Origin of the sequence: Paenibacillus taihuensis (assembly GCF_003386535.1) — a bacterium.
Classification (GTDB): Bacteria; Bacillota; Bacilli; order Paenibacillales; family Paenibacillaceae; genus Paenibacillus_Z; species Paenibacillus_Z taihuensis.
Genome location: NZ_QTTN01000014.1, coordinates 39,950 through 52,712 on the forward strand (window position 1 = coordinate 39,950; position 12,763 = coordinate 52,712).

12 protein-coding genes are annotated in these 12,763 nt (G+C 49.9%); all 12 read left to right on the forward strand.

Translation table 11 applies throughout. The features are described from left to right. Positions 1–12: 12 nt before the first annotated feature. The 12 genes from A8990_RS13430 to argJ all read left to right on the forward strand — a co-directional run bounded on the left by A8990_RS13430 (position 13) and on the right by argJ (position 12,701). On the forward strand, positions 13–687 hold the full coding sequence (locus A8990_RS13430; RefSeq protein WP_116189554.1) for a PIG-L deacetylase family protein: 675 nt from the start codon (positions 13–15) through the stop codon (positions 685–687). Then, complete coding sequence (gene neuB / locus A8990_RS13435; RefSeq protein ID WP_116189555.1) at positions 684–1,778, forward strand: N-acetylneuraminate synthase; 1,095 nt, start codon at positions 684–686, stop codon at positions 1,776–1,778. The genes A8990_RS13430 and neuB overlap by 4 nt, the downstream gene beginning before the upstream one ends. Further along, a complete protein-coding gene (locus A8990_RS13440; protein WP_116189556.1) occupies positions 1,775–2,416 on the forward strand; it encodes an acetyltransferase in 642 nt (213 codons plus the stop codon). Before neuB ends, A8990_RS13440 begins: the two co-directional genes overlap by 4 nt. After that, entirely contained in the window at positions 2,413–3,453 is a 1,041-nt protein-coding gene (locus A8990_RS13445) for a nucleotidyltransferase family protein (RefSeq protein WP_116189557.1), read from the forward strand. The genes A8990_RS13440 and A8990_RS13445 overlap by 4 nt, the downstream gene beginning before the upstream one ends. Before the next feature lie 18 nt (positions 3,454–3,471). Next, on the forward strand, positions 3,472–4,179 hold the full coding sequence (locus A8990_RS13450; protein ID WP_116189558.1) for an acylneuraminate cytidylyltransferase family protein: 708 nt from the start codon (positions 3,472–3,474) through the stop codon (positions 4,177–4,179). A 172-nt stretch (positions 4,180–4,351) separates the two neighbouring features. Continuing rightward, positions 4,352–4,549: a cold-shock protein gene (locus A8990_RS13455; RefSeq protein ID WP_116189559.1), complete on the forward strand. Its 198-nt coding sequence runs from the start codon at positions 4,352–4,354 to the stop codon at positions 4,547–4,549. Positions 4,550–4,783: 234 nt separating this feature from the next. Beyond that, the gene (gene hpf / locus A8990_RS13460; RefSeq protein WP_116189560.1) at positions 4,784–5,329 is read left to right on the forward strand and encodes a ribosome hibernation-promoting factor, HPF/YfiA family; all 546 of its coding nucleotides are present in this window, start codon (positions 4,784–4,786) and stop codon (positions 5,327–5,329) included. Between the two features lie 216 nt (positions 5,330–5,545). Next, positions 5,546–8,053, forward strand: coding sequence for a preprotein translocase subunit SecA (gene secA, locus A8990_RS13465; RefSeq protein ID WP_116189561.1), 2,508 nt, complete (start codon positions 5,546–5,548; stop codon positions 8,051–8,053). A 55-nt stretch (positions 8,054–8,108) separates the two neighbouring features. Beyond that, a protein-coding gene (prfB, locus tag A8990_RS13470) for a peptide chain release factor 2 (protein WP_116189562.1) occupies positions 8,109–9,225 on the forward strand; the annotation gives its coding sequence in 2 pieces (ribosomal slippage) (positions 8,109–8,180 and positions 8,182–9,225; 1,116 coding nt in all). A 114-nt stretch (positions 9,226–9,339) separates the two neighbouring features. Then, entirely contained in the window at positions 9,340–10,248 is a 909-nt protein-coding gene (locus A8990_RS13475) for a YitT family protein (protein WP_181909570.1), read from the forward strand. A 141-nt stretch (positions 10,249–10,389) separates the two neighbouring features. Further along, complete coding sequence (argC, locus tag A8990_RS13480; protein ID WP_116189564.1) at positions 10,390–11,439, forward strand: N-acetyl-gamma-glutamyl-phosphate reductase; 1,050 nt, start codon at positions 10,390–10,392, stop codon at positions 11,437–11,439. Between the two features lie 23 nt (positions 11,440–11,462). Next, on the forward strand, positions 11,463–12,701 hold the full coding sequence (gene argJ / locus A8990_RS13485; RefSeq protein ID WP_245996005.1) for a bifunctional glutamate N-acetyltransferase/amino-acid acetyltransferase ArgJ: 1,239 nt from the start codon (positions 11,463–11,465) through the stop codon (positions 12,699–12,701). The last annotated feature ends 62 nt before the right edge of the window (positions 12,702–12,763 follow it).

Genomic DNA, 12,763 nt, shown 5'->3' on the forward strand with positions numbered 1-12,763 from the left:
GGAGATTAATTAATGAAAAATGTAGTGGTGGTCGCTCCTCATCCTGATGATGAAACGTTGGGGTGCGGTGGTACGCTCATCCGTCATATAGCAAATGGGGATTTGCTACATTGGGTTATCGTAACCGAGGCGGTAAATCTTCCAGGATGGACAATCGAACGTAATGTGAAGCGGGATAGGGAAATCCAGCTTGTGGCGGATAAATATGGATTCAGAGGTATTCATACTCTTGGTCTCCCCGCAGCGAGGTTGACTCCTGAAATGTTACCTTCAATTATTGAAAAAATTGGATCGCTCTTTCGGGAACTTTGTCCCGAAGTGGTATACGCTCCGTATCCCGGAGATGCTCATTCAGATCACAAGATTGTATTCGATGCAGTAGCAGCATGTAGCAAATGGTTTCGTTATCCATCTGTCAAAAGGTTCATGCTCTATGAAACTCTTTCGGAGACGGAGTTCGGATTTAATCCCGACCTTAATGGTTTTCGTCCTAATGTTTTCGTGGATATCGCGGAGCAATTGGATCGGAAATGCGAAATCGCCCTGCTCTTCGAAAACGAATTTCATGAATTTCCGTTTCCTAGAAGTGTCGAAGCGATCCATGCTCTAGCTAAATTTCGTGGGACTTCGAGCGGCTTTGAAGCTGCAGAGTCGTTCATGCTCTTGAGAGAGGTATGGGTGCCATGAGTCAAACTTATATTGTTGCAGAAGCCGGAGTAAACCATAATGGTTCTCCTGCGATGGCGTTCCGGCTAGTGGACGCGGCGGTCCGCGCAGGTGCCGACGCAGTTAAATTCCAAACGTTCCGGGCGGACCTTTTGGTCATCCCGGAGACGGAAAAAGCCGAATATCAGAAGAAATTGACTTCTCCCGAAGAGTCCCAATGGCACATGCTCAAGTCGTTGGAACTAACAGAAGAAACCTTTCTAGAGCTTGTTTCCTATTGCCGCAGTTGCAACATCGAGTTTCTTTCCACCCCTTTCGATGACTGGAGCTTGCAATTTTTGGTGCAAAAGTGCAATGTGGGCAGATTGAAGTTTTCCTCCGGTGACTTGACGAATGGTCCGTTACTGCTTAACGCGGCCAGGACTGGTTTGCCTATTATTATTTCTACTGGAATGGCTACGTTGGCAGAAATTGAAGATGCTTTACGGGTATTGGCGTTCGGATATCTATGTCCTGAAGGAAATCCGACAAACGAGAAGCTGTTCGAGGTTTATGCTTCGATTAACGGTCGTAACGTGTTGCGGGATAAAGTATCAATCCTGCATTGTACGACGGATTATCCAACACCGATAGATGAAGTGAACTTACGTGCAATTGAGACGATAAGTTCCTCATTCACGCTTCGGACAGGTTACTCGGACCACACCGAAGGAATCGAAGTAGCTTTGGCGGCAGTAGCTCTTGGGGCGGAGATAATAGAGAAGCATTTCACGTTGGATCGGAAACTTCCAGGCCCAGATCATCAGAGTTCTTTGGAGCCTGACGAGCTAGCGTTTATGGTTCAAAATATTAGACGAGTGGAGAGGGCGCTTGGGGACTCCCGAAAAGTTCCAACCCCGTCTGAATTCAAGAATCGCAGCATTTCCCGCAAAAGTTTGGTCACAGCCTCCGAAGTCCATGCAGGTGATCCTTGGAGTTCGGCCAATCTAACGGCTAAACGGCCTGGTACGGGTATTTCTCCCATGCATTACTGGGATTTGTTAGGTCAGTTTGCCGAGTCAACATATCCCGCTAACCAGATATTAAAAAAGGAAACGGAGAACCGGACATGAAACCGGTTGATCAACCGATTGTGATATTAGGAAGCGGAGGCCATGCCAGCGTTATTATTGAAGCGGCTCGAAGCCGACTCATGGAAATAGTGGGATATGTCGATAAGGAAGACAAGGGTTCGCTTCTTGGCGTTCCTTGGCTAGGGACAGAAGAACAATTCCGAGCTAACTACCAATTGGAATTGTTCCGATTGGTAATCGGGTTTGGACAGATACGTGCCGGCTTTAAGCGGAAGGATGCTTTCGAGCGATGGTCCGCTTGGAATTACAATTGGGCGACGTTGTTAGATGCATCGTCGATTATTTCACCATCTGCTTTGATTGGAATAGGTACTCAAATATTAGCCGGTACAGTCATTCAAACCCGTGCGGTCATTGGCAGTAACGTAATCGTCAATTCCCGCGCGGTTGTCGAGCATGAGTGCAGAATTGGTGACCATGTTCATCTTGCATCGGGGTCGGTCATTTGCGGTGGAGTAAGGATTGGAGCTTGCTCTCATATTGGAGCAGGTGCAGTGGTATTGCAAGGCATACAACTCGGCGAGGCCGTGACTGTCGGTGCCGGATCCGTCGTCACGAAGAATGTACCCGATGGATCAACGGTTATCGGTATACCAGCAAGGGAGGGAAGCAAATGAGAGATTGGAGAAAATTGCTCGTAACAACTGATGAAACCATTCTCGAAACGCTTCAGGTTCTTGATGCGAACGCCAAACAAATCGTTCTAGTTGTAGATGGGGACGATAAGTTGCGAGGTACGGTTACCGATGGAGACGTTCGAAGGGGAATCCTTAAAGGGTTATCTCTCAATGCTCCGGTCACGGAAGTCATGAACAAGAATCCGATTATGATCAGGATGGGAGAAGAGCGAGAGACAATTCTGGCAGTGATGAAAAGTCGTCAGCTTCGCCAAGTCCCGATTATCGACGATAAAGGGCGACTAGTTGACATCGAATTTATAGATCAATTTTTGGAGATCCCTCGTAATGACCATATCGTCGTTCTAATGGCCGGAGGCTTAGGTAGCAGACTTGCTCCATTAACCAATGATTGCCCCAAACCATTGCTCAAAGTGGGTACTAAGCCCATATTGGAAGTCATTTTGGATAACTTCATTGCACATGGTTTTCACCGGTTTTATATTTCGGTCAATTATAAGGCCGACATGATTAAGGATTATTTCGGTAATGGGAAAAAATGGAATATCAATATTCGATATTTGCAGGAAAACGAGCGTCTTGGAACTGCTGGAGCTCTGAGTCTCCTACCGGAACCTCCAGACGCTCCGTTTATTGTCATGAATGGTGATCTCCTTACGAAAGTTAATTTTACGCATGCACTTCAGTTTCACAAAGAGACGGGATCCATGGCAACAATGTGCGTTCGTGAGTATGAGTATCAAGTCCCGTACGGAGTTGTCAAAGTGGACAATCATCGCTTGCAAGCGATAGAGGAGAAACCGCTGCAGCGGTTTTTCATCAGCGGGGGCATTTACATTCTAGATCCTGACGTGCTGAGGCTTATTCCTCCAAAGACTTTTTATGATATGCCGACATTGTTTGAGGATTTGTTACGTAAGGACAAGCCTTCATCGGTATTTCCAATCCGTGAATATTGGATGGATATCGGACGAATGGATGATTACGAGCGGGCCAATGCGGAATATGCAGAATAGAAGGGGGATCGGTTAAGTATGAAAGATCTTGGTCGGATTCTTGCAATTGTTCCCGCACGTGGAGGTTCCAAAGGGATCCTTGACAAAAATATCAGACAACTTGGTGGTAAGCCTCTGATTGCATGGACTCTCGAAGCTGCCAGGGGTTCAAAATATATTGATAGATGTATCGTTTCCACGGATAGCGAGCGAATTGCTGAAGTCGCCAAGGGTTGGGGGGGAGACGTCCCATTCCTTCGACCTGAATATTTGGCTAGAGACGATACGCCAGGGATGGCACCGATCCTTCATGCCTTGGATCAGTTTCCGGAATACGAGACCGTGGTCCTTCTTCAACCTACGTCTCCTTTCCGTCTTTCGCGCGATATTGACGACAGTATAGAATTATTTCTATCCTCTGATGCACATAGTGTCGTATCCGTTTCTCCCGTAGAAAAACCTATAGCTTGGATGTATCGTGTCCAAGAAGACGGAATGATGGAATCGGTGATCAAGGATAAAGAGATACTTCGTCGTCAAGATGATAGTGGAACTTTTGTGCTAAACGGGGCAGTTTATGTTTCGTTTATAAGAGAAGTCTACAAGAAGGAATCGTTTTTAGCCGGAAGCATTTTAGCTCATACTATGCCGAAGAGCCGTTCTCTCGATATCGATCATCCTATTGATTTGGAATGGGGAGAATTATTGCTTAGACAATATGGCTCACCCGAACGATTTCCCCATTGAAGTATTATTTGACTTAAATTGAATTAAGTGCGGATGAGAAGAATCCCACAATACGGCAATGTATTCGCTTACAAAATAATTATTGACAATATTGTGAAATCGATGATATATTCGATTTGTGGGCCACGCCTAGTGATCCTACAGTTATTTGAAGATGAAGGGAATGTTCTGAATGCAAGGTAAAGTTAAATGGTTTAACGCAGAGAAGGGTTATGGTTTCATCGAGACTGAGCAAGGCGGAGACGTATTTGTTCACTTCTCGGCTATCCAAGCTGAAGGTTTCAAAACTCTTGAAGAAGGTCAAGCCGTAGAATTCGACATCGTTGAAGGCGCGCGTGGTCCTCAAGCAGCAAACGTAACTAAACTGTAATCATCCCGCTGTTAAGCGGCCAATAATAAGTGGTAAACGCTTAACCGAATGTGAGCAGCAACAGCCCTGGACATCTGATCCGGGGCTTTTTGTTGTGCAGCTAGAAACTAGCATGTGGCCTAGCGAACTACCTGTTCTACCAATTTATTTAAATATTCAAAATTGACTGAAAATATCTTTGAGATCACGTTAATAGAGTGTTATAATAAGGTCATGTAAAAGGAGGAATGCCACATGAGATACAACATTCGAGGTCAACACATCTTGGTGACTGACGCCTTGCGCGAATATGTCGAGAAGAAACTTAACCGCCTGGAAAAGTATTTTGAAGAGCCGATTACCTCCGAAACAAATGTAACAATGTCAGTAACGAAAGGAAAGCATGTTATTGAAGTGATGATCCCGCTCGCGAGCGTTATACTTAGAGCAGAGGAAAAGAGCGAGGATATGTACGCTTCTATTGATTTAGTTGTGGACAAACTGGAGCGGCAAATCCGGAAACATAAAACGAAATTAAACAATAAATTCCGTAGGGAGAGCGGCATTCGCACGTTATTTAAAGACGACGGCGCAGCGGTTCGCGTGCTTGATGAAGAAGAGGAATATGAGCTTGTCAGGACGAAGCGCTTCCTATTAAAGCCGATGGATGTTGAGGAGGCCATTCTGCAAATGAATATGGTCGGACATTCGTTCTTCATGTTCGCGAATTCCGAGACGAAAGAAGTAAATGTTGTCTACAAACGCAGTGACGGCAAATACGGATTAATCGCAGCAGATTAGGACAAGTCACAGGACCCCGGGTAACCGCAATGTCATTAAGTCAAAGGACTTAATGGCATTGGCGGGCAACCGGGGTCTTTTCATATTCGGATGGCACGCTGGCGAAATGGCAGGTTTGCCCAACCCAGCGTATCCCTAAGGGGGCCAACATTGCGAGAACTGCCGCAAACTGATACAATTTATGCAAACAGGCGTAACACACGAAAGGGGAAGACCATGCTCGGACTTGTTAAAAAATTATTCGGAGACGCCAACGAACGAGAGATTAAGCGTCTTTTAAAAACTGTTGAGGAAATAAATGGCCTAGAGTCGCAAATCTCACAACTATCGGACGAAGGGCTTCGAGACAAGACGGCGGAATTTAAAGCTCGTCTTGAACAAGGAGAAGATATTGACTCCCTGCTCCCGGAGGCGTTCGCTGTTTGTAGAGAAGCATCCAAGCGGGTGCTGGACAAGCGTCACTATGACGTTCAGCTGGTCGGCGGTATGGTGCTGCACGAAGGCCAAATCGCTGAGATGAAAACAGGTGAAGGTAAAACGCTCGTCGCAACGCTTGCGACTTATTTGAACGCGCTGCAAGGTAAAGGCGTTCACGTCGTAACGGTCAACGACTACCTGGCAACTCGCGATAGCGAGCAAATGGGTCAGCTATATAGATTCCTTGGCTTGACTGTAGGTTGTAACCTGCACGGCCTGACGCATGAACAGAAGCAAGAAGCTTATGCTTGCGACATCACATACGGAACGAACAATGAGTTCGGCTTCGACTATTTGCGCGATAACATGGTCCTGTATAAGGAACAGATGGTACAGCGTCCGCTTTATTATGCCATTATTGACGAAGTTGACTCCATCCTCGTCGATGAAGCGCGTACGCCGCTTATTATTTCTGGCCAGGCTGCGAAATCGACGGAGCTGTATTTTGCTGCGGACCGTTTCGTACAGCGCATGAAAGAAGAAGAGGATTACACCGTTGATATTAAGCTGCGTACGGTAACGATGACTGAAGCCGGCGTAGAGAAAGCGGAGAAAGCATTCAGCATCGAGAACTTGTTCGACCATGCGAATGTCACAATTAACCACCACATTCAACAAGCGCTTAAAGCGCATGTTATTATGAAGCGCGACGTGGACTACGTTGTGCAAGAAGATGAAGTTGTCATCGTCGACGAGTTCACAGGCCGTCTGATGGCTGGCCGCCGCTACAGCGACGGGCTTCACCAAGCGATTGAAGCGAAAGAGCAGATCAAGGTGCAGAACGAGAGCATGACGCTCGCGACGATCACCTTCCAGAACTACTTCCGGATGTACCGCAAGCTGTCGGGTATGACAGGTACAGCGAAGACAGAGGAAGAAGAGTTCAAGAAGATTTACGGTCTTGAAGTTATTACCGTACCAACGAATAAGAAGAACGTGCGTAATGATATTGCGGACGTTGTCTATAAGACGGAGATGGGTAAATTCAAGGCAGTTGTTGAAGAAATCGTCAAGCGCCACAAGAACAATCAGCCGGTGCTCGTAGGTACAGTTTCCATCGAGAACTCGGAGAAGCTGTCCGACATGCTGAAGAAGAAAGGCGTTCAGCATAAAGTCCTCAATGCGAAGTACCACGCGGAAGAAGCGGAAATCATCTCGCGTGCAGGTCAATCGGGTTCCGTCACTATTGCGACGAACATGGCTGGCCGTGGTACGGATATTTTGCTCGGCGAATCGGTAGACGCATTGGGCGGTTTGCACATTATCGGTACGGAGCGTCATGAGAGCCGCCGGATCGATAACCAGCTGCGCGGTCGTGCTGGACGCCAAGGCGACCCAGGTTCATCGCAGTTCTACCTGTCGCTGGAAGACGAACTGATGCGCCGTTTCGGTTCCGAGAACATTATGGGCATGATGGAGCGTCTGGGCTTCGAGGAAGACCAGCCGATCGAGAGCCGTCTCATCTCCCGTGCGATTGAATCTGCTCAGAAGCGGGTTGAGGGTAACAACTTCGACCAACGGAAGATCGTCCTTCAATATGACGACGTGATGAACCAGCAGCGTGAAATCATCTACAAGCAGCGCCGTGAAGTATTGTTCTCCGAGAACATTCGAGAGATCGTTCTTGAGATGATTAAGCCGGTGATTACGAAGATTGTTGAAGCGCACTGCCCGGCAGACGATGTGCCAGAGAACTGGGAGTATCAAGAGATTATCGATTATGCGGAAGGCAACTTCCTGCATGAAGATATGATTACGAAGGATGATCTATGGGGCAAAGAGCCGAGCGAGATCATCGAGTTCCTGTTCGAGAAAGTCGTTGCGCTGTACGATCAGCGTGAGGAAGAAATCGGCGCGGAAACGATGCGTGAATTCGAGAAGGTTGTCGTGCTGCGTGCAGTAGACAGCAAATGGATGGATCACATCGACGCGATGGATCAGCTCCGCCAAGGTATCCACCTCCGTGCATACGGCGGTACGGATCCGCTTCGCGAATATCAATTTGAAGGCTTCGAAATGTTCAAGGAAATGATTGAGCATATTCAAGAAGAAGTCACCAAATATATTATGAAGGCGCATGTCGAGAACAACCTGGAGCGTCAAGAGGTTGCTAAAGGCCAAACCGAGTCCGGCGGCAGCAGTGAAATGGCGCAGAAACGTCCGGTTGTTAAGGAAGAACGCGTACGCCGTAACGATCCATGCCCTTGCGGAAGCGGCAAGAAATATAAGCAGTGCCACGGACAATAGGCCTGCTCGCTGCATAAGGTAGGGCAACGAACATATTTTGAGGTGAGCGACAGTCATGATAGACACAGCGGTCAAACAGGACCTGCGTGAAATGGCGAAGCGTCTCCAAGAACTCAGGGGGTCTCTTTGACTTAGATCTTAAGCAAGAGATGATCGCGAACTTCGAGGAACGCATGAGTGCGCCAGACTTCTGGGATGATAACGAGCGGGCGCAAAGCACCATTGCCGAGCTGAACGCCGTGAAGTCTGTCGTCGACCAGTACACGCGAATGCAAAGCGAGCAAGAGGATTTGCAGACGATGCTGGAGCTGGCAGAAGAAGAGGGCGACGATGAGGAGTTGGCTGCAGAGCTGACGAAGAGCGTCGCCGAGCTAATGGGCAAGGTGAGCGAGTTCGAACTGCAGCTGCTGCTGAGCGAGCCCTATGATAAGCTTAATGCCATCCTGGAGCTTCATCCTGGCGCAGGCGGTACCGAGTCGCAAGACTGGGGCCAAATGCTGTACCGGATGTACACTCGCTGGGCGGAGAAGCACGGCTTCAAGGTCGAGCTGCTCGACTACCTGGCAGGCGACGAGGCTGGAATTAAGAGCGTCACTTTATCGATTAAAGGCCATAATGCATACGGTTATTTGAAAGCGGAGAAGGGCGTGCATCGTCTGGTGCGCATCTCGCCTTTCGACGCTTCGGGCCGTCGCCATACGTCTTTCGTATCGTGCGACATTATGCCGGAGATCGACGATGATATCGAGATCGAGATTAGGTCCGAGGATTTGAAGGTGGACACGTACCGGGCCAGCGGCGCGGGCGGTCAGCACATCAATAAGACCGAGTCGGCGATCCGGATCACGCATATCCCGTCAGGAATCGTTGTATCATGCCAGACACAGCGTTCTCAGATTCAGAACCGTGAGCGCGCGATGCAGATGCTTCGTTCCAAGCTCTATGAGCGGAAGATCGAAGAGCAGCAGAAGCAGCTGGCGGAAATCCGCGGCGAACAATCGGACATTGCATGGGGCAGCCAGATCCGCTCCTACGTCTTCCATCCGTACAGCATGGTCAAGGACCATCGCACATCGGTGGAAACGGGCAACGTCGGCGCGGTAATGGACGGCGATATCGATATGTTTATCGACGGCTATCTGCGCAGCAAAATTCGCCACGAAGAGCAATGAAATTAGGGCTGCTTGCATAGCCCAGGGAAAGAGTTCCTACACTGAATGTGTTGGAACTCTTTTTTGCGATATCCTAATGGAAGAACATACATACACAGAGGACGGGTCATCACGATGAAGAAACAGCAAGATGGGCAGCATTCATTCACGAAGCATCAACCGAACAGTCGAACGAGAAAGCCGATCGGAGCCAAGACGGAAGCCGTAATCAGCGTAGTACTGCTGCTTATTGGTTCTTTTCTCATTGCCATCAGCTTCAACTTGTTCCTTGTTCCGCTTGGCATCGCATCCGGCGGCGTATCGGGTATTTCTATTCTCGTTCAACACGAATGGGGGATTACACCGGCATACACGCAGTGGGCTCTCAATATTCCGCTATTCCTGCTTGGCCTTTGGCTGCTTGGGAAGAAGTTCGCGCTGAAGACGGCGCTTGGCTCGTTCCTGCTGCCGCTGCTTGTCCTGTTTACGTCGCACTGGCATGCACCAACGGATAACGCGATGCTCGCTTCGATATATGGCGGTATCGGTGTCGGAGCAGGTCTTGGTCTTGTCTTCCGCGGCAAGGCGTCGACGGGCGGCCTGGATCTAGCGGCGCAGCTGCTGCATAAGTTTACAGGTATTCGGCTTGGACTTGCGGTTGCTTGCTTCGACGGGCTGGTCATTACTGCGGCGGGCATTCTGATCGCACCGGAAAATGCACTGTATGCACTAGTTGGCCTGTTCGTGACGAGTAAGACGATAGATTTTGTGCAGACAGGGCTTGCTACTTCGAAGGTGGCGTTCGTCATTTCGGACAAGCCAGAGGAGCTGTCGAAGGTTGTGCTGCATGATCTCGATCGGGGGCTCACCAAGCTTGACGGTCATGGTGGATACACAGGCGAAGCTCGGACGGTGCTCATGGTTGTTTTGGGGCAGAACGAAGTTTCGAAGCTGAAGAGCCTTGTTAAGTCGACGGACCCGTATGCTTTTGTCATTATTAGCGATACGACAGAGGTGCTTGGGGAAGGGTTTCAACTGACGTAAAAACGTGAGAAATATGCCACAATTTTGCGTTGTATTTATATGAATACATATGTATAATAATACAAAGTGTTATCTATTTCCTCTATCCTCCTGTTCGTGTAAAATGGATAGTTAGGAAATTAAGGATGGGAGAGAACGGGTATGAGTACGGCAGTAAAAGCAGCAATTATCGGGTCGACCGGATATGGCGGCGTTGAGCTCATAAGGCTACTGGCCAGCCATCCGAAGGTAGAAGTAACTTCGGTTATTTCGTCTTCTAGCGCGGGAGCGCCAATCGCGGAAGGATATCCGCATTTGACAGAAATTCGGACAGATTTGCTTGATGATGTCGACCCGGCTTTGATCAAGAGCAAAGCGGATGTCGTGTTTATAGCTACACCAGCGGGCATTGCAACCAAGCTAACGCCTTCGTTGCTTGCGGCAGGCCTTAAGGTTATTGATATTTCCGGTGACCACCGGTTGAAATCTCGTGCCGAGTACGAGACTTGGTACAAGAAAGAAGCAGCGGAGCAGCAATACTTGGATCAAGCGGTGTATGGTTTATGCGAAGTATACGGCGACGCCGTGCAAGGCGTAGATCTCGTATCCAATCCAGGCTGCTTCCCGACAGCGACGCTGCTCGGCCTGATTCCGGCCGTGAAGGAAGGGTACATCGACCCGGCGACGATTATTATCGATTCGAAGTCCGGCGTATCCGGCGCTGGCCGCGGCGCGAGCCTTGGCACGCATTATTCCGAGCTGAATGAAAACTTTAAAGCTTATAAGATCAATAAGCATCAACATATTCCTGAGATCGAACAAGTGCTGTCGGACGTTGCTGGCCAAAAGGTCGTCACGACGTTCACGACGCACCTCGTTCCGATGACGCGCGGCATTATGAGCACGATGTATGCGACAGTTACTGGCGACCATAAGGTCGAAGATTTCATTTCGCTATACCGCAATTATTACGAGGGTCGTCCGTTCGTTCGTATCCGCAGCAATGGCACATGGCCGGCGACGAAGGAAGTATTCGGTTCGAACTATTGCGATATCGGGTTTGCGTACGATGAGCGTACGGGCCGGATCACGATTATTTCGGTTATTGATAACCTCGTGAAGGGCGCTGCAGGGCAAGCGATTCAGAACTTGAATCTAATGATGGGCTGGGACGAGACGGAAGGCTTGAAGTTCGTACCGGTATATCCGTAAACATAAGGAGACGCGATTGAACGATGGGACAGGGGAACATGGCAGCAACTTATACGGTCGTACCGGATGGCTCCGTCACGACACCGCAAGGCTTTAAAGCCGGCGGCTTGCACTGCGGCTTAAAGAAGACGACGCGCCACGATCTTGGCGCGATCGTATGCGAAGTGCCAGCAGCAGCAGCCGGCGTGTATACGACGAATGTGTTCCAGGCGGCGCCGCTTCAGGTGACGCGCGAGAGCATCGCTGGCGGCAAGCTGCGCGCGGTGATCGTGAACAGCGGCAACGCGAATGCATGCACAGGCAAGCAAGGCGAAGCTGACGCATATGAGATGCGCAGCGCGTTCGCGGAAGCGATTGGCGTGCCAGCGGAGCAGGTCGCAGTCGCGTCGACAGGCGTAATCGGCGAGCTGTTGAAGATGGACCGCGTGCGCGGCGGCATTGCAGAGCTGCCAGCAAGACTCGGTTCTTCGTACGAAGCAGCAGATGATTTCTGCCAAGCGATTCTAACGACGGACCTCGTGAAGAAAGAAGTATGTGTTTCCGTTGTCATCGACGGGAAGACGGTACATATCGCCGGCGCTTCCAAAGGAAGCGGCATGATCCATCCGAACATGGCGACGATGCTCGGTTTCGTGACGACGGATGCGGCGATCGGCAGCGAGGAGCTGCATAAGCTGCTGCGTCAAGTGACGGACGTGACGTTCAACATGATCACGGTTGACGGCGATACGAGCACGAACGACATGCTGGTTGCCATGGCGAGCGGTTTCGCAGGCAATGACGAGCTGCACGCTGGCCACCCGGACTACGCAGCATTCGCCGAAGGCCTTCGCTACGTATGCGAAGTGCTGGCGAAGGCGATCGCGCGCGACGGCGAAGGCGCAACGAAGCTTGTGGAAGTGCAGGTGCGAGGCGCTGAGTCCGACGCATCCGCTCAGGCGATTGCGAAGACGGTTATCGGCTCTTCGCTCGTGAAGTCCGCCGTATTCGGCGCAGACGCGAACTGGGGCCGTATTATCGCGGCAGTAGGCCGCGCAGGGGTTCCGGTCAACCCGGAGACAGTCGATATCGCGCTTGGCGATATCGTGACGCTGACACAATCGCGTCCGGTTGCTTTTGACGAAGAGGCTGCACTCGTTTATTTGAAAGGCGACACCGTCGTCATTTATGTCGATCTGCATATGGGCGAAGGCTCCGCTACGGCGTGGGGCTGCGACCTGACGTACGACTATGTCCGCATCAACGCGGCATACCGCACTTAAGAGACAGCGGACAGCGGCTGGCTGATAGAGCAAGGCGCTTTCGAATAGAAGGAGAACGGGCG